Source organism: Pantoea sp. RCC30.1, assembly GCF_058148845.1.
Window position 1 is genome coordinate 27,245 of record NZ_JBXUHX010000011.1, and the last position, 23,903, is coordinate 51,147.

Below are 23,903 nucleotides of genomic sequence, written 5' to 3' on the forward strand. Positions count from 1 at the left end.
CGTCTACACAAGGGGAACATAGCGCAAGTGTAGCGCGATTTTCAGTCCACCTAAATCAGAGTGCGTCGCATGAATATCGCCGCCGTGGGCGTCCGCGATATTTTTACAGATGGCCAGTCCGAGGCCCGAGCCACCGCTGGCGCGATTGCGCGAGCCTTCGGTGCGGAAGAATCGCTCGAAAATCTGCGCCTGATGTTCCCTGTCGACGCCGGGTGCGCTGTCATCAAAATCGATGCACCAGTTGGGAGCCTCATACTTCAGCGTCACTTCAACCCGGCCGCCGCTGTCGGTGTAGCGCAGGCTGTTCTCCAGCAGGTTAGTGAACAACTGCATCAGGCGATCGGGATCGCCAAAGAACGGGGCGTTATCGGGCAGATTCAGCTTCAGCGTCAGGCCATGCGCACGATAGCGTTCGGCAAAGCTGCCCGCGGTCACCTCCAGCAACTGAACCAGATCGGTCGCCTGTTTACGGTAGGCGAGGGCGCCCTCATCCGACAACGACAGCTGATGCAGATCGTCAACCAGCTTGGTCAGCACCACCACTTCGCTCTGCAGCGAGACGATCGCTTCCGGCGTCAGTTTGCGCACCCCATCCTGCATCGCTTCCAGTTCACCACGCAGGATCGCCAGCGGCGTGCGCAGCTCATGGGAGATGTCGGCCATAAAGGCGCGGCGCATGCTTTCGTTTTTCTCCAGCGAGCTGGCAAGAAGGTTGAAGTCACCGGCCAGCTGGCCCAGTTCATCACGGCTGCTGACCTCGACCCGGGTAGCAAAATTACCGGCTGCCAGATGATGAGTGCCGTCCACCAGCCGTTTTACCGGAGCCAGCAGGCCACGCGCCATCAGCCAGGTCGCCAGCGCCGCCAGCAGGGTCGACAGCCCCACGATAATCCAGCTGGTACGCCGCTGCTGTTGATCAAAGTTAATGTCGGTACTGCGCGTCAGCCGCTCCGGCGGCGAGCCAATCACCCAGCCGACCACTTTATGGTTACTGGTGGTAATGTTGCGTCGCGTGCCTTCGGGCGGCACCGGCGATTTTGGTCCGGCCAGCACTTTATACTGCTGGTCGAGGATCCAGAACTGAGTGCGCCAGCCGTGCGGCGGCAGCTGACTGCTGCTGTCGGGATTCTGCTCCAGCGAACGCAGCATGGTGAAGACCAGCCGATCGTTGTGGCGCAGAAAATCCCAGTTGCCGTGCTGCTCATACTGATCGGCCAGCGCATCGCTGAGCAGATTTAACCGCTGTTCGTTGCCGCGCTTGATGTAGTCGACAAAGCCGTGTTCGAAACTGAGGCGAACTCCCCAGTGCATGGTGATCAGCACCAGCATGCAGGTGGCGAAAATCGCCATAAACAGTTTGGCACCGATGCCCAGGCGCAGGTTGAGTCTCATTTTTTTCTCCGGCGTCGCAGATCGACATTGGTATTCACCTGTGGCGGGACACGCCAGAACACCAGCGCGGGCAGGATGATAATCAGCGACATGCACAGGTAGGTGTAAATAAACATCTGATGTTCCGCCGCGCTGTTCGCCGCGCTCTCCTGAGCAAAGGCGCCCAGCAGCAGCCCGGCGATGGTGACGCCGATACTCATCGACAGCTGCATAATCATCGACAGCAGGCTGTTGCCGCTGGACGCCAGCTCATCGGGCAGCTCCTTCAGCGTCAGGGTATTCATCGAAGAGAAGCGAATGGCGTTGACCATACCCTGCAGAAACAGCACCAGCGGCAGCAGCCAGACCCAGCCCATCAGCGCCACCAGCGGGAACAGCAGAACCACCAGCGCCAGCGCCACGGTCGACATCACCAGCACGTTGCGGTAGCCGTAAAGATTGACGATGCGTACCACAATGCGCTTCATCCCCATATTGCCCAGTACCATCGGAATCATCATCAGACCGGCGTGAAACGGGCTGTAGCCCATGCCGAGCTGCAGAAAGATAGGCGTCATAAAGGGCAGCATGCCGCTGCCGATGCGGCCGGTAAAGCTGCCGAGCAGGCCAATGGAGTAAACGCGATTATCGAACAGCTTCAGGCTGAACAGCGCATTGTCATTGCCGCGCGCATGCATCAGGTAGAACAGCAGAGAGAACATGCCGATGAGGATCATCGCACCCAGCAGCAGCGGAGAGCCGCCACTGCTGCGCTGACCATCCAGCGCCAGTGTCAGGGTTGCCATGCCGGCGGCCAGCAGGATAAAGCCACCGAAATCAAAGCGCCGCGTCTGCATGCTGTAGTTGGGCATCAGCATCAGAGTGGCGATAGCGCCTGCGATGCCGACCGGGATGTTGATCAGAAAGATCCAGTGCCAGCTGGCGTACTCCACCAGCACACCGCCCAGCGCCGGACCCAGCAGCGGGCCGATCTGGCCGGGAAGAGTCACAAAGGTCATGGCGGACATATACTGCTCCCGCGGCACGATTTTCATCACCGTCAGGCGACCCACCGGCACCATCATGGCCCCGCCAATCCCCTGAACCACGCGCGACAGCACAAGCTGATCCAGCGTGCCGGAAAGGGCGCACAGCAGCGAGCCGAGGCTGAACAGCAGAATCGCGCAGAAGAAGATGTTACGCACGCCAAAGCGATCCGCCAGCCAGCCGCTGACCGGCAGCATCACCGCCACCGTCAGCACGTAATAGACGATCACCGAGTGCATGTGCAGCGGGCTGACACCCAGGTCATGCGCCATCGACGGGATCGCGGTATTCACGATAGTGGTATCCAGCGTCTGCATAAAGAAGCCGATGGCAACTATCCACAGTTGCCAGCGGACGTTAGTGCTCTGCGTAGTCATCGATCCCCCCGATAAAGACGTCACGCCCCATGCCTGCCGACTTCGCACCCATTACGGCTGCTGCGCGGCGGCCAGCGGGCGTTTTTTGCGCCGCAGTTTATCCATCATTAAATAGACCACCGGCGTGGTGTAGAGCGTCAGCAGCTGGCTCATCACCAGACCACCCGCGATGGTAATCCCCAGCGGCTGTCGCAGTTCGGCACCGTCGCCGCTGCTCAGCACCAGCGGCAGCGCGCCAAACAGCGCCGCCAGCGTGGTCATCATAATCGGCCGGAAGCGCAACAGGCATGCCTGGAAAATCGCCTCCCGCGCGCTGAGCTGGCCGTTGCGCTCGGCCTCCAGTGCAAAATCGACCATCATGATGGCGTTCTTTTTCACAATACCGATCAGCAGCAGAATACCGATCAGTGCGATCAGGCTGAAGGGCGTATCGAACAGTTCCAGCGCCAGCAGCGCACCGACACCCGCCGAGGGGAGGGTAGAGAGAATCGTCAGCGGATGCACATAGCTCTCATAGAGTATCCCCAGCACAATATAGACTGCCGCAATCGCCGCCAGCATCAGCCAGAGCTGGTTGCTTTGCGACTGCTCAAACACCTGCGCCGTACCGGCAAAGCTGCCGCGCACGCTGGAGGGCACGCCAATCGCGGTCATGGTGCGTTCAATGGCCTCCGACGCCTGCGACAGCGACACCCCTTCCGGCAGGTTGAATGAGATGGTCGAGGCCGCCGACAGCCCCTGGTGGTTCACCGACAGCGGCGCATTAGCGGGCTGCCACTGGGCGAACCACGACAGCGGAATCGCTTTACCTTCGCTGTTTATCACGAACATCTGCGACAGGGCGCTGATATCCTGGGTATAGCGTGGATCGACCTCCATCACCACTTTGTACTGGTTAAGCGGCTGGTAGATGGTGGAGATCTGCCGCTGACCAAAGGCGTTATTCAGCAGGGCATTGGCCTGAGAGACGTCGATGCCAAGCCGCGCCATGCTTTCCCGGTCATAGGTCAGCGCCATCTCGCTGCCTTTATCCTGCTGATCGGAGTTCACATCGGCCAGCTGCGGCAGGGCGGCGAACGCCTCGCGGATTTTCGGCTCCCACGTCCGCAGCGCGCTGAGATCGTCCGACAGCAGTGAATATTGATAAGCGGCGTTCGATTCCCGCCCGCCTGCGCGCAGATCCTGCACCGCATTCAGATAGAGACTGGCACCCGGCTCTTTTGCCAGTTTAGTGCGCAGCCGGGCGATTATCTCAAGGGCACTCTCTTTGCGCTCCGACAGCGGCTTCAGCGAGATAAACATCGAGCCGCTGTTGGTCCGCATCCCGCCGGTAAAGCCCACCACGCTTTCTACTGCCGGATCGGCCCCGACAATCTCCATGAAATCCTGCAGCTTGCTGCGCATCGCCTGAAACGAAATGCTCTGGTCGGCAGAGATAAAGCCGGAGAGTCGCCCGGTGTCCTGCTCCGGCATAAAGGTTTTCGGGATATGAACAAACAGCCAGCCGGTCAGGGCGATGGTAGCGAAAAAGAGCAGTAGCACCCAGCGCGCATGGTTCAGCACCACGCTCAGCGACCGGCCATAGCCCTGCTGGATCGCCATCAGCAGCCGACCCACGCCGCGCTGACGCGGCTGGCTGCGCGGCGCGTGTGGCTTCAGCAGATAAGCGCACATTACCGGCGTCAGGGTGACCGAGATAAACAGCGAGATAAGAATCGACACCGACAGCGTAATGGAAAATTCAGAGAAGAAGCGGCCAATCAGCCCGCCAATCATCAGCAGCGGCAGGAACACCGCAATCAGCGACAGGCTCATCGACAGCACGGTAAAGCCGACTTCCCGCACCCCTTTCAGCGCGGCGGCCAGCGGTTTCATGCCGGCTTCCACGTGGCGGGCAATATTCTCCAGCACCACAATCGCATCATCCACCACAAAGCCAGTGGCGATGGTCAGTGCCATCAGCGACAGGTTATTCAGGCTGAAGCCGCACAGGTACATCGCGGCGAAGGTGCCGATCAGCGAAACCGGCACGGCTACGGCGGGGATCAGCGTGGCGCGGCCTGAGCGCAGGAACACAAACACCACCAGAATCACCAGCGCCACGGCGATGATCAGCGACTGCTCCACTTCATGCAGCGAGGCGCGAATAGTGGGCGAGCGATCCTGAGCAATCTCGAGATCAATGGCGGCGGGGATTACCTCATGCAGCAGCGGCATTTCGGCGCGTATGCGGTCCACCGTGTCGATGACGTTAGCTTCAGGGGTTTTACGGATCAGCAGCAGCACCGCGGGTTTACCGCGCGACATCCCGGCGTTGCGCACGTCCTGAACCGAGTCCTCGACGGTCGCCACGTCCGACAGCCTGACCGCCGCGCCGTTGTTGTAGTGCACCACCAGCGGCTGATATTCATGGGCGGTCTGCAGCGCGTCATTGGTGCGTAACTGCCAGCGCTGTTGCGGATCATCCAGCGCACCCTGTGGCCGTCGCTGATTGGCGTTGGAGATGGCGGTGCGCACCGCATCCAGCGAGACGCCCTGATTAAACAGCGCCTGGGGATTCAGCGCCACGCGCACCGCTGGCAGTGAGCTGCCGCCCACGGTGACGTCGCCCACACCCTCAATCTGTGACAACTTCTGCGCCAGCTGGGTCGAGGCGTAGTCGTAGAGCTGACCGGGATTGTAGGTATCCGAGGTCAGCGTCATGATCATAATCGGCGCATCGGAAGGGTTTACTTTGCGATAGGTCGGACGCGACGGCATGCCGGTCGGCAGCAGGCTTTGCGCCGCATTAATCGCGGCCTGCACATCGCGCGCTGCGCCGTTGATGTCGCGGTCAAAATCAAACACCAGAATGATGCGGGTGCTGCCCAGCGAACTGGTGGAGGTCATTTCACTGACACCCGCGATGCGTCCCAGCGAGCGTTCCAGCGGCGTGGCTACCGACGACGCCATGATCTCAGGTGAAGCACCCGGCAGTGACGCCGAAATAACGATCACCGGGAAATCGACCTGCGGCAGCGGCGCCACCGGCAGCAGGCGAAAACCCAGTATCCCGGCCAGGGCGATGGCCAGCGTCAGCAGGGTGGTGGCGACGGGCCGATGGATGAACAGGGCAAAGAACTTCACTCTGCGGCCTCCGTGCGGCCAAAGCGGCGACGGGTGGCGTGCGACAGGCGGTCAAACAGCAGGTAGATTACCGGTGTGGTGAACAGCGTCAGCACCTGGCTCAGAATCAGGCCGCCGACCATCGCAATCCCCAGCGGATGACGCAGTTCGGCACCGACGCCGGAGCTGAGCATCAGCGGCAGTGCCCCGAGCAGGGCCGCCAGCGTGGTCATCAGAATCGGCCGGAAGCGCAGCAGGCAGGCCTGATAGATGGCATCAACAGGCTTCATGCCCTGTTCGCGCTCAGCCGCCAGCGCAAAGTCGATCATCATGATGGCGTTCTTTTTCACGATGCCGATCAGCAGGATGATGCCGATAATCGCCACGATATCCAGCTCATTGCCGCTGAGCATCAGCGCCAGCAGCGCGCCGACACCCGCCGTGGGCAGCGTCGAGAGAATGGTGATCGGGTGGATAAAGCTCTCATAGAGCACGCCCAGCACGATGTACATCGCCACAATGGCCGCCACAATCAGCCAGACGGTGCTGCTCAGCGCCGCCTCAAACGCCAGCGTGCTGCCCTGGAACTGGGTCATCAGCTCAGCGGGCATGCCAAGCTGCGCTTCCGCCTGCGACACCGCCTTCACCGCATCTTCCAGCGAATAGCCGTCAGCCACGTTAAAGGAGAAGGTCGCCGACGGGAACTGGTCGAGATGATTAATGCTCAGCGGCGTGTGACGCTGTTCAATGCGGGCGATGGCGCTCAGCGGCACACTGCCGCCATCGCTGCTGTTAAGGCGAATCGCATCCAGACTCGCCAGCCCCGGTGTGGCGCTATTGTCCTGCTCCAGCACCACACGATACTGATTCGCCTGGGTGTAGATGGTGGAGATGAGCCGCTGACCAAACGCGTTGTAAAGCGCGTTATCGACGTCAGCCATGCTGATGCCGAGGCGGCTGGCGCTGTCGCGGTCAACGTTGACATAGGCTTCCAGTCCCTGGTCCTGCCAGTCACTGCTGACATCGCGCAGCTGTGGCAGGGTGCTGAGTCGGGTCAGCAACGCTGGAACCCAGGTGCTGAGCGACGACAGTGAACCCGATTGGAGCGTGAACTGGTAGGGCATGCGGCTCGCCTGAGTATCAATGGTGAGATCCTGCACCGCCTGCAGCCACAGCTGCACGCCCGGCAACTGGCTGACCTGCTGTTGAAGGCGCTGCTGAATGGCCGGAATGCGGTCGTCACGCTGATCCAGCGGCTTGAGGTTGATCTGCAGCCGCGCACTGTTTAGCGAAGCATTGGTGCCATCCACGCCGACAAACGAGGTCATGCTCTCCACCGCCGGATCTTTCATGATGATGGAGGCAACATCGCGGGTGCGCTGCGCCATGCTGGCGTAGGAGACCGACTGCGGTGCCTGCAGCGTACCCTGGATAATGCTGTTGTCCTGCTGCGGGAAAAAGCCTTTCGGGATTATCATCCACAGCAGCAGCGTCAGCACCAGGGTGCCAAGCGCGACCGACAGCGTCAGCCAGGGATGATTCAGCACCCGTTTCAGGCCGCGGCCATAGGCGGCCACGATACGATCAAACATCGCCTCGCTGGCCCGGGAAAAGCGGTTCTGTTTGCGCAGCGACTCCGCGCTCAGCATTCTGGCGCACATCATCGGTGTCAGAGTCAGCGACACCACCGCGGAAATCAGAATCGCCACCGCCAGCGTCACAGCAAATTCGCGGAACAGGCGGCCAATCACGTCGCCCATAAACAGCAGCGGGATCAGCACTGCAATCAGTGAGAAGGTGAGGGAGATGATGGTAAAGCCGATCTCGCCGGCACCTTTCAGCGCGGCGGTGAGAGGCTTTTCCCCTTTCTCGATATAGCGTGAGATGTTCTCAATCACCACGATGGCATCATCGACCACAAAGCCGGTGGCGATGGTCAGCGCCATCAGCGTCAGGTTATTAATGGAAAAGCCAAGGAAGTACATCGCCGCAAAAGTGCCGATCAACGACAGGGGCACCGCCACCGCCGGGATCAGCGTGGCGGGCACGTTGCGCAGGAACAGATAGATAATCATCACCACCAGCGCCATCGCCAGTATCAGCTCAAACTGCGTGTCGTTGACCGATGCGCGAATATTAGTGGTGCGATCGGTGAGCAGTTTAACTTCTACCGACTTCGGCAGAGCAGCGGTCAGAGCGGGCAACATGGCACGGATGTTATCTGCCGTAGCGATGATATTGGCACCAGGTTGACGCTGAACGTTGAGCACAATCGCCGCATCGCGGTTAGCCCAGGCGCCGAGCCAACTGTTTTCGGCACCCTGTTCGATGGTCGCCACGTCACCAAGACGCACCGGTGCGCCGTTTTTGTAGCTGATAATCAGCTGGCGATAATCTTCCGCGGATTTCATCTGGTCATTGGCTGACAGGGTGATGGAGCGGGTCGGGCCATCCAGGCTGCCTTTGGCCGAGTTGACGTTGGCATTGCTGATGGCAGTCCGCACCGTTTCGCTGGTCAGACCCAGCGCCGCCAGCGCCTGCGCATTCATTTTTACCCGCACTGCCGGGCGCTGACCGCCTGACAGTGTGACCAGTCCGACGCCGCTGACCTGCGAAATTTTCTGGGCGACCCGCGTTTCCACCATGTCCTGAACCTGCGTCAGGGGCATACTGCGCGTAGTAACAGCCAGCGTCATGATCGGCGGATCGGCAGGGTTTACTTTGCTGTAGACCGGCGGATTAGGCAGGTCGTTAGGCAGCAGGTTAGTGGCGGAGTTAATAGCCGCCTGAACTTCCTGTTCGGCGACGTCCAGCGGCAGCGTCAACTGGAACTGTAGCGTCACCACCGAGGCTCCGCCGGAGCTTTGCGACGCCATCTGTTTCAGGCCTGACATCTGACCAAACTGACGCTCAAGCGGGGCGGTGATGGAGGAGGTGACCACATCCGGGCTGGCACCCGGATAGAGCGTAACCACCTGAATGGTCGGATAGTCGACTTCCGGCAGCGCCGAGACCGGCAGGAAGCGGTAGCCCAGCACCCCGGCCAGCAGAATCGCAATCATCAACAACGTGGTGGCGACCGGGCGCAGAATAAACTGGCGTGACGGCCCGCCACTGTGATCGGGAGGCATGACCTGCATTACTCACGCTCTCCTTTTGACGGCAGGGCGGCGCGGGTGGCGCGCGGTGCGTTGCTCTGCGGCGCGACGACCTCGACTTTCGCCCCTTCGGTCAGGCGATCCAGACCATCGGTCACCACGCGTTCACCCGCCTCAAGACCGGCGCTGACCACCACTTTCTCACTATCCTGCAAGCCGGCAACCACGCTTTTCTTGCTGACCTTGTTGTCACTGTTCACCACCCAGACAAAGTGGCCTTCGTTACCCATCTGCAGCGCGGCAGGCGGGATCACAACCGCATCCTGCAGGGTGTTGACCTTGAGCCGCACATTCACAAACTGATTGGGGAACAGCGTGTCGTCCTGATTATCAAACCGCGCTTTAATTTTGATGGTGCCGGTGGTGACATCAATCTGGTTATCGAGGCTCAGCAGTTTGCCACTGGCGATCAGGTTCTGATTGCTGCGATCCCAGGCCTCCACCAGCAGCGGCTGGCCGCTTTTCTGCGCCTTGAGAATGGAACTGATACTGTTCTCCGCCAGGGTAAAGAGCACATCAATCGGGTGCGTCTGGGTGATCACCACGATACCGGTGGTGTCGCCACTGGTGACGTAGTTGCCGACATCCACCTGTTTCAGGCCGACACGACCGGCAATCGGGGCAGTGATGCGGCTGTAAGTCAGATTGAGCTGCGCACTGGCGACGCCGCCTTCATCCGCTTTCAGGGTGCCGAGCGTTTCACTTACCAGTGAGCGCTGGGTATCCAGTTCCTGCTGCGACACCAGCGACGTTTTTGCCAGCTTCTCAAAGCGCGCCAGGTCACGACGGGCGTTGGCCAGCGTCGCCTGATCTTTCGCCAGCTGGCCCTGCGCCTGGGTTAACGCCACCTGATAAGGGCGTGGATCGACTTCTGCCAGCAGATCGCCTGCATTGACCTGCTGGCCTTCAGTGAAGTGAATTGCCAGCAAATCGCCATTTACCCGGCTCCGCACCGTAGCCGTGTTCGCGGCCGTTACCGTACCCAGTCCGCTGAGATATTGCGGCACGCTCTGGCTGGTGGCTGTCGCCGCCTGAACCGGTGCGAGTGGCCGATGAGCACCATTACCGCCGCCTTTGCCGCCTCGTGGCGCGGGCGAATCAGACTGGCTGCTGCTCTGCGGCTGGGCATTGCGCTGCCAGGCATAGTAGCCGCCCGCGGCCACAGCGATCAGGGCCAGCACAATTAGGGTTTTCTTCATAACAGGATGTCGGGTGCTCATGATTGTTGATGCTCTCCAGCAGTGACGTAGTCCCAGGCGCAGGCATCAAATGGGTAGCCTGCAAACGACAGAGTGTAGTCGCCTCTGACAGGCAAAATTTGAAGGAAATAAGGATATCTGTCAGGACCGGGTAATTATGCCTGTTCTTACATTAATCGCAGCACAATCGTCATAAAGCCGTGAAAACACTTTGCTATGCTGAGAGACAGGCAGTTTGTCAGGCAAATCAGGAGCAGATAATGAGTCAGAATCAAACAAGGCAGTTGGGTGACAGTGGTATTACGGTGCCGTTACTGACGTTTGGCGGCAATGTGTTTGGCTGGACGGTGGATCAATCCACCTCTTTTTCTCTGCTGGATGCGCTGGTGGAACGTGGGCTGTGGTTCATCGATACCGCCGACGTCTATTCCCGCTGGGCACCGGGCAATAAAGGCGGTGAATCGGAAACCATTATTGGAGAGTGGCTGAAAAAAAGCGGCAAACGTGACCAGATCGTACTGGCAACCAAAGTCGGCATGGAAATGTCGCCGGAGAAGACCGGGCTGAAGCCGCAATATATCCGTCAGGCCGTCGAAGATTCGCTGCGCCGGTTACAGACTGACTATATCGATCTCTATCAGGCACACCGCGACGATCAGGATACGCCGCTGGCGGAAACCCTGAGCGCGTTTGACAGCCTGATCCGTGAAGGCAAAGTGCGCGCTATTGGTGCCTCGAATTACAGCGCAGCGCGTCTGAAGGAAGCGTTACAGGTCAGTGAAGCGCAGGGCCTGGCGCATTACGAAACCCTGCAACCGCAATATAATCTTTATGACCGCCAGCCTTATGAGTCTGAGCTGGAACCGGTGGTGATGGCGCACGGATTAGGCGTTATCAACTACTACTCTCTCGCCAGCGGTTTTCTCAGCGGAAAATATCGTGATGCAGCGGATGCCGGTAAAAGCGCGCGCGGTCAGGGCGTGGTGGAGAAGTACCTTAACCCGCGCGGTTTGCGGATTCTTGATGCGCTGGATGTTATCAGCGAAGCGCATCAGGTGACGCCGACTCAGGTGGCGCTGGCCTGGCTGATTGCCCGTCCCGGCATCACCGCCCCGATTGTCAGCGCCACGTCGCTTAAACAGCTCGACGATCTGGCTGGCGCAATGCAACTGACGCTGACCCCGGCGCAGATTGAGCAGCTGGACCAGGCAAGCCGTTAATGTCAGGGGGCGCTAGCGCCCCTTTTGACTCTGCGCCTGTTAAAAAATGCGCATCCCGCCCAGAGAATAACCATTCAGAGATCCCGATCACACTTGCATTAATAAACTGATGTTACGGGTAATAGTGCGCACATTTTTATAAAAAACAGAGACTATCCGGCACTATCCTCTGCGCGTCACTTTCCGTAACTCACATAAGAATAAGCAAGATGAAAAACAGAAAAGCACACGCCTTTTCCGCTGCCAGTGTGGCAACCGGCACCCTGATCGTGGCCATGTTTTCCTCACAGGCCCTGGCCGCTGACGCCCTGAGTCCGGACTCCGAATGGATGTTTGGTGACTGGGGCGGCTACCGAACGCAGTTACAGGACGACGGCATTAAGTTTGACGTTAACTACACCATGGAGAGTGCCGCAAATTTAGGCGGCGGCGCTAATACCAACACCACCATGCGCTACAGCGATCAGTGGGCGTTTGGCACCAATTTCGATTTGCAAAAGCTGCTGGACTGGCAGGATGCCGAGTTCCAGATGACCGTGACCAGTCGTAACGGACAGAACCTTTCTGAACAGGTCGCGGATCAACGCACCGGGATGCTCTCCTCGGTGCAGGAAGTTTACGGACGCGGCCAGACCTGGCGTCTGACGCAGTTCTGGTTACGCAAAGGGCTGTTCAACGATGTGGTCGATCTGAAAGCCGGACGCGTGACGGTGGGTGAAGATTTCGATAACTTCGACGGCAATCTGTTCCAGAACCTGGCGCTGGGCAGCGGCCAGGCGGGCAACTGGCGCGGCGATCGCTGGTTCAACTGGCCGGTATCGCAGTGGGGCGGCCGGGTTAAATTTAATATTACCCCGGACGTCTTCTTCCAGGTCGGTTTCTATAATCAGAACCGCGCTAACTATGATCGCGGTGATGGCTTCCGTCTGGATACCAGCAATTCAGAGGGGAATCTGGTGCCCGTCGAACTGGGCTGGAAACCCACCTTCGGGCCGGAGAAATTACCGGGTAATTACCGCATCGGTTATTACTATTCGTCGGTGGATGGTGATGTCTATGGCAGCTGGCGTAACGGCGGCTATCAGGATCAGGCGCATTCCTATGGCGGTTATTTGCTGTTACAGCAACAGCTGACCGCGCAGGATGGCGATGTGAATCGCGGTCTGGGCGTGCGTGTTCAGGCGGTGATGAACGATCACAAGACCTCGAAGACCGACAACTATCAGTCTATCGCCTTTACCTGGACTGGACCGTTTGATGCCCGTCCTCAGGATGAGATTGGCGTGGGCGCATCGCGTATTCATGTGAACAGTGACTACACCCGCTCACTGCGTCAGCAGAATCAGGCTAATGGTGAGAGCCGCTTTGACAGCCCGACCTATCTGCCGATTCAGGAAGGTTCAGAGTACAACTATGAGGTTTACTACAACGCCAAAGTGACGAACTGGATGTCACTGCGACCTAACCTGCAGTATGTGGTGGCGCCGGGCGCAGTCAGTGAAGTGAAAGATGCGTTTATCGGTGGTATCAGCGCCAATATTGCCTTCTGATTCTCAAAAAAACAGCACCTAAACAGACAACTCTCAGACGTAAAGCGATGGGAGTATACGCCAGTAGCAAAGCATAGCGGGCCATGGATGGCCCGCGCTGAGCCCGCCATGGATGGCGGGTTTTGCGTCTTTGCGAAAGGCGTATGCTCCCTGAGCCAGCTCTCTGTTATCCGCAAACAAAAACGGCACCCTCAGGTGTCGTTTTTGGTATTACAGTGCCAGCCTAGCGGAACATCACTTCCGCCCAGCGGGCCAGCCCTGCGGTGACGGAGGCGAAATCATCGCCGCCGGCAATCGGCGTATCCGGCAGCGTCTGCTGCAGTGCCGCACGCAGCAACGGAGAACGCGCACTGCCGCCGGTCAGGTAGATGACATCAGGTTTGATCTGGCTGGTGGCCAATGCCAGCTGCACCTGCTCCAGAATTTTCTCCAGCGGCTGACTGATGGCATCCTGCAACTGATCCACACCAATCTCTGTCTCTAATGCCGCGGCAATAAAGTCGAGGGAGGCGGTATGCGCCGGACTGGCTGACAGCGCAATCTTGCTCTCTTCCGCGGCGCGCACCAGGCGATAACTCAGCTTCTGCTGCCACACTTTCAGCAGGCGAGCCACCACATCACCCTGTTCAGCATCCCGTACTAAATCACGCAGCCACTTGCCACAGGCCGGGCTGTAGAAGTCGCTTTGTGCCGGAACATCATTGATGGCGATGGCGTTCCACCACGGCAGGGCAGGCAGGGCGGTGCCTTTCAGGGTGTTACCGCCCAAACCGAGTAACGGCATCAGGGTTTTAAACGTCAGCATGATATCCAGGTCATTACCGCCCACGCGGCAACCGCTGTGGCCTAGCAGGCTCTCACGGCGGTCCGCCTTATCACGCCACTTTGGTCCCATCAGCAACATCGAGCAGTCGGTCGTACCCCCGCCGATGTCCACCACCAGAACCGTCGTCTCCTGCTTCAGAGTCGCTTCGAAATCGAGTCCGGCGGCTACCGGCTCAAACTGAAACTCCACGTCACGGAAACCGGCGCGATGGGCGGCGCGCAGCAGAATGCCTTCAGCCTGCTGGTTAGACTCATCACTGCCTAAACCCTGGAAGTTCACCGGACGGCCGATCACGGCCTGATCGATAGTGTGATCAAGCTGGCTTTCACCCTGCTTGCGGATGTGCAGCATCATGGCGCAGACCAGATCTTCAAACAGAGCAATCTGTTGTGGCTTCAGGCCAGTGGCACCGAGGAACGATTTGGGGGATTTAACGAACCAGACATCTTCGGGATCGACCATATAGTGCTGCAGCGCGGTAAGGCCAAACTGCACGCTATCAGGCTGGACGTTGATATCTTCTTCGCGGTTGTAACGCAGCGCACGCTGCAACAGCGCCGTGGTTTCGCTGTCCGGTGTTGCCACCTGATGATGACGATAGAGCCATTCGCTGATCGACTCGCGGGTCGGCGCACAGATCATCGACGGCAGCAGGCGCTGATCATTTTCCAGCGTTAACAGACGTGGCGTGCCATTTTCGCTGACTGCAATAGAACAGTTAGCCGTGCCGTAATCGAATCCTATGAACATTTTCGCCCCCATGCCGGAAAAAAGGGGGCGACTTTAGCGCAGCTTCAGCAGTGTAGCAAGCGGGCAGCGAGGGAATTAACGGATGGCGAAGATGCGATCTTCAGCCAGTGAGCGCAACGGCTGACGTTCGGCCACAGCACTGCCCCAGACGCCATCGACATCAAGGGCAGCCAGCGTACTCAGCAAAGCTGGCACCGAAACCGGACCGGCGAGCACCGAAATATTGCGCTGGGTTGCCTGGCCCTGAATGATGGTCAGCAGCATCTCATCCATCAGATTATTGTGAACGTTGGCGACCAGCTCCGGTGCCAGCACCAGATAATCGACCACCTCGTCACTCAGCAGATTAAAGGCCTCCAGGTTACGGCCAAAATTCTGCAATACGATGCGGCAGCCACACTGACGCAGTTGCAGCAGCGCGGCATGGAACTGATCATCCTTGCTCAGCACACTGGCGGCAGGGAAAGCGAAACCACAGTGGCTTTCGGAAAGACCGGCGGCGACAAAACGCTGACAGAGCTGCTGCACAAAGGTGGCATCACCGAGTAGCTGAGCATTGAGCGGCAGAATCACCGGAATGCCTTTTTGATTTAGCTTTTCCACATCGTGGCGGAAAAAAGCCTCAAGAATATTGTTATCCAGACGGCGTCGCAGCGTCTCATCGGGCAGGTTGTTGCGCAGCAGCGTCTCATCCACCAGCAACCCGTCTGCGGTTAACAGCTGCACATCAAGCAGCCAGATAAAAGCTGACTTCGACGTTTTTGGCGGCGCAACGGCCCAGGCGGGCAGTTCGATCTGCAGCGCATCAATCATTGCGGCATCCATATCCTGATGATTGCCTGGCAGCAGTAAGCGATGCTGTTCGTAAATCATCAGCCGCCCGCGTCCGCTGCGTTTAGCGTTATAACAGGCGATATCCGCCTGCGAAAGCACGTCGCTGCTCTGACAGTTTTCTGGTGAAATCTGCGTCACACCCGCGCTGGCGCCAACATGATAGAGGCGACCCAGCCACTGAAAGCGGTAATCGTTTACTGCGGCGACAATGCGCTGCACCACGTCATGCGCCTGATCGACATCGCAATCGGGCATCAGCAGCGCAAACTCATCGCCGCCCAGTCGGGCCAGGAAATCGCTGCTGCGCAGATGATGCTGCATCAGATCTGAGAGTTCGCGCAGTAGCGCATCGCCAGCGGCATGACCCGCGCTGTCGTTGACCGCTTTAAACTTGTCGAGGTCGATAAACACCAGCACATGCTGATGCTGATGTTCAGCGGCATCAAATAGCAGACGCTTAAGCTGAAGCTCAAAGCTGGCGCGGTTAGGCAGGCGAGTCAGGGTGTCATGCAGCGCGCTGTAACTCAGGCGCTTCATCAGCTTGCGTGACTCACTCACATCCTGAATAACCATGACTGCACCCTGTTCCAGACCAGCTTCCGAACGCAGTGGCGTAATGCTGTAGTAAATGTCGATATGACCGCCATCCGGGGTATGAAGCACCAGATCATCCGCGAGGCTGGGGGTGATTTTTTCCGGCGGCAGCTGGCATAACAGCAGGTTCTCTACCTCGGGGCCGTTACGTCCCCGAGTAATGTGCAGCAGCTCATTCAGCGGCTGACCGGCGGCCTGCTCCTGTGACAGGCCACTCATCTTCTCCGCTACCGGATTCATAAAGGCCACGCGCATCTCTTTGTCGGTGCTGATCACCGCTTCGCCGATTGAATCCAGGGTGATCGCCATGCGCTCTTTCTCCTGAAACAGCGCTTCATTCAGATTGCGGAGCGGCGTGATGTCCTGGCAGATACCCAGCATGCGCTCAATCCGACCTTCTTTACTCAGCAGCCGGTTAGCCTGAGTACGCACCCAGCGCTGTCCCTCGGCATTAACCACGCGATACTCCATGTGGAAAGCGCTGCGCAGCTCTATCGCCTGCTGCACGGTCAGCGCGGCGTATTCGCGATCGGTGGGATGCAGCAGATGGATCCAGAGGTCATAGCTGGGCGACTCATGAGCAGCAAGGCCAAACAAGGCGTACATGCGCTTGTCCCATAACATCTCGCCGGTCAGCAGGTTCCATTCCCAGACACCGATGCCGCCCGCTTCATTGGCCAGCGTAATGCGCTCCATCAGCCGGCGATTCACCTGCTCGCTCTGCTTCAGCTCAGAGATATCGATAATCTGCGCAATAAAGTAAAGCGGCTCCTGACTGCCATCCCGGACCAGCGACACAGTCAGTCGTGCCCAGACAATCTCACCATCTTTACGAAAATAGCGCTTCTCAAAAGTGTAGGTATCTATCTCACCCTCCAGCAATCGATTCGCCTGTTGCAGGTCAAGGCTGAGATCGTCGGGATGGGTAATCTGCTGAAAAGTCAGTCGCTTGAGCTCCTCGTCGGGGTAGCCCAGAATCTCGCACAGCGAGCGATTGACCTGCAACCACTTGCCCTGAGGCGCGACCAGCGCCATTCCGATCGCCGAGTACTCCATGGCGTGACGGAAGCGGGTTTCGCTGTCGGTGATGTGGAGCTTTTCGCGCCGGAATGCATCCATCACCAGGGACATAATGTGACTGGGAATCAACACCAGCAGAAACGGCAGCCAGCTGGAGACCGGACCCAGCGCGCTGTTGTTGTTAACCACGCTGACCAGGTCAAAGGCAAGTAGAACCGAGATAAAACTGGCGTTAATAAAGAACAGTACAAATGCCTGCAGTTTGGGCAGGCGGACCGCGCACCAGAAAAGGATCACCACAATAAAGGTAAAGGGCCACGGCAAAAAGCGCAGCGCCAGATAACTGGCCCCGAGGGTGAGCAGCAGCGTCAGCAGGGATTCGGCCAGGCGCAGATCGCTGAACTGCGAGCGACGAAGCGGCCAGGGAAGCAGCAGCAACATTGGGCCTAACACCAGCATGCCGATGATTTCGGAGATCACCCAGGTATAAAAGAAGGGAAACGAGGCGTGGCCGCTGACCTGCAGCGTCCAGAGCGCCAGCAGGCCGCCGAGCAGTGGCGCCACAATGCCTACTGACAGCACCATCTTTGCCCAGTCATGTAGCGAACTCAGCGGCGCGCGCCGATCCAGCAGGGCACGCAGAAGCATGCCGCCCACACCGGCCTGGATAAGATTGAGCAGAGCGAATTTAATGTTAGAGAGGGCAGGTCCGATGACGATGGCATTAGCCATGGCGGTGCCCAGCACGCAGGCGGTCAGCAGCAGCGGTAATTGTCGTGACGGACAGCGGAAAACGACCACGGTCATTAAGGTGGTCGGGAACCAGAGCGGGGAAATTTTCCCGCTGACAACGATCAGCTCAAGGCAAAACAGGGTCAGGACAAACACGACGCAGCCAAGGATCAGCGCCGAGAGCCAGCGGTTTGGCGTGCTATTTTGCGGGGACAGAATATCTATCGTCATGCGGACTTCCGGCAGGGTGCGACGCTCCGCAACGGCGAATCAGGCACCAGTCATTCTCTGACTGCATGCTAGCACATCCGGCAAAGAAAAAAGGGGGGATATCAATATTGCCCGTTATTCGGCGAATTGACGGGCATGTTGAGATTGATCGCCAGTATGTTGATTACTGGCGGAAAAGATCGGCTCGGGTATAGGGCTTCTCCATCCCGGCGAGGCTGGCAGAGAAACGTTCCAGGAACTGCTGCGTGGTGGCAACACGACCATGACTCATTAATACAAACGGCACTAACAGCGCAGCGCCGACCTGCGGCCAGCTGAAGCCTTTGAGCGAGGTGCGGCGCTGAGAGATCAGAAATGCGGTGCTCAGCATGAAGCCCAGCAGCAGACCGGTGACGACTTCACTTTTGGAGTGAGCGTGGATCACCAGGCGCGAGAAACCGACCATCAGCGGAATCAGGTAACCGACCCCAATCGCCGCAATGCGCCATACGGCTTTCCAGCGCCCGGAAATCAGCCACAGCATAACCGGCCACAGCGTGGCGGACATGGCGCTATGGCCGCTGAAACCGGTAAAATTAACGCGGGCGCTGCCGATGCCAAACCCCAGAAATAGAATTTTAGAGATGCTGACGGCCAGGCCAGCCAGGCCAAAAGCCAGAATCCAGTAAAAGACCGTATGACGGTTGTCACTTTTCCACGGCAAAATCAGCGCAATAATCACCGCTGTCGGAATCAACAGCATGCTGTCGCCAAAATAGGTCAAAGTCTTCCAGTGCATACCACTCCTGATGCATCATTCGGTCGGAACGTTTGCGACACGCGTTGTCTGAACAGCGCGCCGCGCAGGCCATTTTTTTTATAGTATGGTGTACCGCTAGTTTATCGGTGAAATGAGTGGCGTCCAAAGGAGAAAGTCTGAAAAGACACCCGCGCCATTTTTCTGGCATCAAAAGGCCGAAATCCCTATACTTAGCGCGAACACACCCTCTCCATTTCGGCCCGTCCGCTGCCCGCATAAAGTGTGACCAGTGGCAGGCTCCAGTTATCAGGTCTTAAAAAAGTATGACTGACAAGTCTCATCAGTGCGTGATTGTAGGCATTGCCGGCGCTTCCGCATCCGGTAAAAGTTTAATTGCCAGCACGCTCTATCGTGAAATCCGTGATCAGGTAGGTGACGAGCACATCGGGGTTATCCCGGAAGATGCTTATTACAAAGATCAAAGTCACCTCACCATGGAAGAGAGGGTTAAAACCAATTATGACCATCCAAGTGCGATGGATCATGATTTGCTGTTGCAGCACCTGCAGGCGGTGAAAGCCGGGCAGGATATTGAGCTGCCGGTCTACAGCTATGTGGAGCACACCCGCACCCAGCAAACGCAACACCTGAAGGCAAAAAAGGTCATTATCCTTGAAGGCATTCTGCTGTTAACCGATGCCCGTCTGCGCCAGGAACTCAACTTCTCTATCTTCGTGGACACGCCGCTCGACATCTGTCTGATGCGCCGTATGAAACGTGACGTCAATGAGCGTGGCCGCTCAATGGATTCGGTAATGAGTCAGTATCAGAAGACCGTGCGTCCGATGTTCCTGCAGTTTATCGAGCCATCAAAACAGTACGCCGATATCATTGTGCCGCGCGGCGGAAAAAACCGTATCGCCATCGATATCCTCAAGGCGAAAATCAACCAGTTTTTTGAATAACGCACGTCCGTCCGGACGTGATGCAGACCGGCGGCAGTCACGCTGTCGCCGGTTCGCTACACTTATGTCATGGAGTTCCCGCAATGAGATTATGCGATCGCGATATTGAAGCCTGGCTGGACAATGGCAAACTGGCCATCGAGCCACGCCCGCCGGTCGAGCGCATTAATGGGGCCACCGTCGATGTGCGCCTGGGTAATCAGTTCCGCACCTTCAGCGGCCACACCGCGGCCTTTATCGATTTGAGTGGCCCGAAACAGGAAGTGAGCGCGGCACTGGATCGCGTCATGAGCGATGAGATCGTGCTGCCTGATGGCGAAGCCTTTTTCCTCCATCCGGGTGAACTGGCGCTGGCGGTAACGCTGGAGTCCGTGACGCTGCCTGACGATCTGGTAGGCTGGCTGGATGGACGTTCATCGCTGGCACGCTTGGGGCTGATGGTTCACGTGACGGCGCACCGCATTGATCCAGGCTGGCAGGGCCGAATCGTGCTGGAGTTCTACAATTCAGGTAAACTGCCGCTGGCTCTGCGTCCCGGCATGTTAATCGGTGCGCTGAGTTTTGAACCCCTTTCCGGCCCGGCTGCGCGCCCCTACAACCGGCGTGAAGATGCGAAATATCGCGGTCAGCAGGGCGCTGATGCCAGCCGTATTGATAAAGACTGATCTGAGGATGTAATGAAAAGAGTGATAACCACGCTGGCCATCCTTTTAGTGGTGGTCGTATCGGGAATGAGCGCGCTGGTGCTGCTGGTCAATCCCAACGACTTTCGTGCCTATATGGTGCAACAGGTCGAACAACGCAGTGGTTATCGCCTTGAGGTCAGCAGCGATCTGCGCTGGCACGTCTGGCCGCAGCTCAGCATTCTGGCTGGCAGGATGAGTCTCACTGCACCGGGTGCCAGTCAGCCGCTGGTTTCTGCGGAAAACATGCGGCTTGATGTCGATCTCTGGCCACTGTTGTCCCATCAACTTAGCGTCAGCCAGGTGTTGCTGAAAAACGCGATAGTGCGGGTGACGCCCGACAGCAGCGCACAGCGCGCAAGAAATGCCCCTCAGGGGCCGCGTGATGCGGAGCCAGCCACGCCGTCTACCGGCTGGTCATTTGATATCGCTAAACTGCGCGTAGCCGACAGTCTGCTGATCTGGCAACAACCCGGCGGCGACGAATATAATTTCCGTGACCTCAACATTAATATGGAACAGGACGCGAACAAGCTGGCGACACTCTCGCTGAGCACCACACTGATGCGCAACCAGCGCAACGCCACACTGAATCTCAAAGGTCAGCTCGATGCCGCGCAATATCCGCATCGCCTTAGCGGTCAGTTGCAGCAGCTTGATTACACGTTATCCGGCGCTGATATTCCGGCTCAGGGAGTTAAAGGATCATTGAGCCTGCAGGGTGAATGGAATGGCGACCGCCAGCAGTTCTCCTTCAGTAATCTGCAGCTCACCGCCAATGACAGCACGCTGACCGGACAGGGCAGTGGTCATGTTGCGCCGCCACAGCAGCTGGCGCTGGATCTGAAAGCCAGCAATCTGAACCTCGATAATTTACTCACCAGTCCGCCTGTTTCTGAAGCGCCTGGCGCGCAGCATGCCACCGTGGCCCGTTCGCCGGTGATAGCAGCGCCGCGCGAACGCACCAATGCGGACTCTCCGCTCAACGACATGGATCTGGCCCTGAAACTTCAGGCGGACAATGCAGTATGGCGTGGTCTCTCTCTCTCCAGTCTTGCCGTAAACGCCAGCAACCAGCGGGGAGTGATGACGCTGAATACCCTCAGCGGCAAGCTGGGCAATGGCAGCTTCTCGGTTCCCGGCATCATCGATATTCGTCATCCAGAGACGCGGGTCAGCCTGAAACCGCAACTCCGCTTAATTGCGATTCAGCCGCTGCTAAAAGCGTTTGAACTGCCGGAAAGTCTGCAAGGCAATCTGAGTCTCGACGGCGAACTGACGGGCGATACGCTGACGGTTGAGGCGGCGAAGCGCAGCTGGCAGGGCAGGGCGACCATCAGCGCCAGCAACCTGAAGCTGGCACAACTCAATCTGCAGCAGATGGTGCAGCGAGCCGTGGCGCGGGTCAGCGATAAGGTCAGCAGCCAGGAAGCCGTCGATGAAGGCATTGAGTCGATCAGCGGCCAGGTGGCGCTGAATAAAGGCGTCCTCAGCTTCAGCGAGATTAATGGCAACGGCCAGAATCTGGGCCTGCAGGGTGCGGGCAAAGTCGACATGGTGCAGCAGCAGCTGGATGTGACGCTGGGTCTGAAAATCAGCGGCTGGAAGGGTGATGATGCGCTGGTGAAAGCGCTCTCCGATCAGCCTATCCCGCTGCGCATGTATGGCGACTGGAACAGTCTGCAATATTCCCTGCCGGTGGATGACGTTCTGCGTAACCGTCTGCAGAGTGAGGCGAAGTCACGGCTGAATCAGTGGATCGATCGCCAGAAAGAGGGCGAGAACAAAGAGAACCTGAAGAAAATTATGCGCCCGTAGCGGGCGCATTCCGTTATCAGGGGGAATCGCTTAAACCTCGTAGTCACCCTCGGGCTGCAGCAGGATTTCAACCTTCTGCACCCGATGATTCTCGACCTGCAGGGTTCGCAGCAGATAATCACCCAGTTGCAACACTTCGCCTTCCTGCGGAATATGTTGCAGCTTATCCATCAATAATCCAGCCAGCGTATGGTAGTCACGCTGCTCATCCAGTGGCAATTTCACATGGAGGGCCAGATCTTCCAGTGGCATATGACCGTTGGCAATCCAGTGGCCTTCACCCTGAATCTGGATATCGTAACGGGCATCAATTTCACCCGCCTCATTCGGCAGATTACCGGCGATGGTTTCCATTACATCGCTCAGCGTCACCACACCTTCCACTGAACCAAACTCATCCACCACAAAAGCAAAATGAGTGTGAGCCTGTCGGAACTGTTCCAGCGCCTGCAGCAGCGTCAGCCGCTCAGGAAAGACCAGCGGCTGACGAATCAGGGCGCGTAAATCGAGAGAGTTATGGTGCAGCGACTGGTGCAGCAGATCAATAACGTGCACTACGCCCAGCGGTTCACTGGAGTTATCGGTTATCAGGATGCGCGTGTGCTGATTGCGGTCAAGGCGCGACATGATCTCTGCCGGGTCATCACTGAGGTCGATATGGTCGACGTCGTGGCGTGAGGTCATGATGCTGTTAACGTGACGCTGACCCATGCCCAGCACACGGGCAATCATGACGCGCTCCTGGCGGTTAAACAGCATACTGGCATCGCTGTCCGCGATCAGTGATGAAGTTTTCGCATCCAGTTCCGCCGGTTCTGCCGTGCCACGCAATAGCCGCAACACCGCTTCAGCCGTCCGCTGACGCAGAGGTCGTCCCGCTGAAAGTACGCGACGACGATTAAAGTGCGCCAGCTGGTTCAGCGCTTCTATGACTACCGAGAAGCCGATTGCCGCGTAGAGATAGCCTTTGGGGATCACAAAGCCAAAGCCTTCCGCCACCAGACTGAAACCAATCATCAGCAGGAAGCTTAAGCAGAGGATCACAATGGTAGGGTGTTTGTTTACAAAGCGGGTTAACGGCTTGCTGGCGAGCAGCATCAACAGAATGGCGATGGTGACCGCAATCATCATGACCGGTAAATCATTGACCATGCCGACAGCGGTAATCACCGCATCCAGCGAAAAGATGGCATCCAGAACTACAATTTGCGCCACCACGGGCCAGAATTTAGCGCCGCCTTTTTGTTGACCGGACTCCTCATCATGTCCCTCAAGTCGCGCATTCAGCTCTGTGGTGGCTTTAAATAGGAGGAAAATCCCGCCTGACAGCAGCAGTAAATCGCGCGCACTGAAGGGATGTCCCCCCAGTGTTACCCACGGTTCTTTCAGCGTAACCAGCCAGGAAAGCGATGCCAGCAGCAATAACCGGCACAATAACGCCAGCAGCAGTCCGATCACGCGCGCGCGGTCGCGAAGTGGCCCTGGAAGCTTCTCAACCAGGATGGCAATAAAGATGAGATTGTCGATGCCTAAAACCAGTTCCAGAACGATTAGCGTTACTAATCCCGCCCATAGCGAGGGATCTGCAATTACCTCCAGCATGTCTTGTTCACCTGAATATCGTAAATTGAGTTTTCTCTGATGATAGTGGAGTGCGAAGCCACGTACAAATGGCAGGGCAGGG

The 23,903-nt window shown here is 57.9% G+C and carries 14 protein-coding genes; 5 read left to right on the top strand and 9 right to left on the bottom strand.

Annotation, left to right across the window (positions count from 1 at the left end; translation table 11 throughout):
* Positions 1-3: 3 nt before the first annotated feature.
* The 5 genes from baeS to AC2LB6_RS11620 are packed head-to-tail and all read right to left on the bottom strand — an operon-like array spanning position 4 to position 10,278.
* Positions 4-1,392 carry an envelope stress sensor histidine kinase BaeS gene (gene baeS / locus AC2LB6_RS11600; protein ID WP_490093611.1) on the bottom strand — a complete coding sequence of 463 codons (1,389 nt, stop codon included), beginning with the start codon at positions 1,390-1,392 and terminating at the stop codon, positions 4-6.
* A complete protein-coding gene (locus tag AC2LB6_RS11605; protein WP_490093612.1) occupies positions 1,389-2,795 on the bottom strand; it encodes an MFS transporter in 1,407 nt (468 codons plus the stop codon). Before AC2LB6_RS11605 ends, baeS begins: the two co-directional genes overlap by 4 nt.
* A gap of 51 nt (positions 2,796-2,846) precedes the next feature.
* Positions 2,847-5,921, bottom strand: a complete 3,075-nt coding sequence (mdtC, locus tag AC2LB6_RS11610; RefSeq protein WP_490093613.1) for a multidrug efflux RND transporter permease subunit MdtC — start codon at positions 5,919-5,921, stop codon at positions 2,847-2,849.
* Positions 5,918-9,040 (bottom strand): MdtB/MuxB family multidrug efflux RND transporter permease subunit, encoded by a 3,123-nt coding sequence (locus AC2LB6_RS11615; RefSeq protein WP_490093614.1) that lies wholly within the window; start codon positions 9,038-9,040, stop codon positions 5,918-5,920. Before AC2LB6_RS11615 ends, mdtC begins: the two co-directional genes overlap by 4 nt.
* Positions 9,040-10,278: an MdtA/MuxA family multidrug efflux RND transporter periplasmic adaptor subunit gene (locus tag AC2LB6_RS11620; RefSeq protein ID WP_490093615.1), complete on the bottom strand. Its 1,239-nt coding sequence runs from the start codon at positions 10,276-10,278 to the stop codon at positions 9,040-9,042. The genes AC2LB6_RS11615 and AC2LB6_RS11620 overlap by 1 nt, the downstream gene beginning before the upstream one ends.
* Positions 10,279-10,517: 239 nt before the next feature.
* Between AC2LB6_RS11620 and AC2LB6_RS11625 the strand changes: the two genes are divergently transcribed.
* Together AC2LB6_RS11625 and AC2LB6_RS11630 are read left to right on the top strand one after the other, a co-directional pair.
* Positions 10,518-11,477, top strand: a complete 960-nt coding sequence (locus AC2LB6_RS11625) for an aldo/keto reductase (RefSeq protein ID WP_490093616.1) — start codon at positions 10,518-10,520, stop codon at positions 11,475-11,477.
* Positions 11,478-11,686: 209 nt separating this feature from the next.
* Positions 11,687-13,027 carry a carbohydrate porin gene (locus AC2LB6_RS11630; RefSeq protein WP_490093617.1) on the top strand — a complete coding sequence of 447 codons (1,341 nt, stop codon included), beginning with the start codon at positions 11,687-11,689 and terminating at the stop codon, positions 13,025-13,027.
* 223 nt (positions 13,028-13,250) lie between these two features.
* On the opposite strand, the gene yegD is transcribed toward AC2LB6_RS11630, so the two are convergent.
* The 3 genes from yegD to AC2LB6_RS11645 form a co-directional block, all read right to left on the bottom strand.
* Positions 13,251-14,603, bottom strand: a complete 1,353-nt coding sequence (gene yegD / locus AC2LB6_RS11635) for a molecular chaperone (protein ID WP_490093618.1) — start codon at positions 14,601-14,603, stop codon at positions 13,251-13,253.
* A 75-nt stretch (positions 14,604-14,678) separates the two neighbouring features.
* On the bottom strand, positions 14,679-18,014 hold the full coding sequence (locus AC2LB6_RS11640) for a diguanylate cyclase (protein ID WP_490093619.1): 3,336 nt from the start codon (positions 18,012-18,014) through the stop codon (positions 14,679-14,681).
* A 163-nt stretch (positions 18,015-18,177) separates the two neighbouring features.
* The gene (locus AC2LB6_RS11645; protein ID WP_490093620.1) at positions 18,178-18,792 is read right to left on the bottom strand and encodes a phosphatase PAP2 family protein; all 615 of its coding nucleotides are present in this window, start codon (positions 18,790-18,792) and stop codon (positions 18,178-18,180) included.
* A 284-nt stretch (positions 18,793-19,076) separates the two neighbouring features.
* Between AC2LB6_RS11645 and udk the strand changes: the two genes are divergently transcribed.
* The 3 genes from udk to asmA all read left to right on the top strand — a co-directional run bounded on the left by udk (position 19,077) and on the right by asmA (position 22,219).
* A complete protein-coding gene (gene udk / locus AC2LB6_RS11650) occupies positions 19,077-19,718 on the top strand; it encodes a uridine kinase (protein WP_004571279.1) in 642 nt (213 codons plus the stop codon).
* An 83-nt stretch (positions 19,719-19,801) separates the two neighbouring features.
* Positions 19,802-20,383: a dCTP deaminase gene (dcd, locus tag AC2LB6_RS11655; RefSeq protein WP_004571280.1), complete on the top strand. Its 582-nt coding sequence runs from the start codon at positions 19,802-19,804 to the stop codon at positions 20,381-20,383.
* Between the two features lie 12 nt (positions 20,384-20,395).
* Positions 20,396-22,219, top strand: a complete 1,824-nt coding sequence (asmA, locus tag AC2LB6_RS11660; protein WP_490093621.1) for an outer membrane assembly protein AsmA — start codon at positions 20,396-20,398, stop codon at positions 22,217-22,219.
* A gap of 30 nt (positions 22,220-22,249) precedes the next feature.
* On the opposite strand, the gene AC2LB6_RS11665 is transcribed toward asmA, so the two are convergent.
* Positions 22,250-23,821 carry a TerC family protein gene (locus tag AC2LB6_RS11665; RefSeq protein ID WP_490093622.1) on the bottom strand — a complete coding sequence of 524 codons (1,572 nt, stop codon included), beginning with the start codon at positions 23,819-23,821 and terminating at the stop codon, positions 22,250-22,252.
* Positions 23,822-23,903 lie beyond the last annotated feature (82 nt).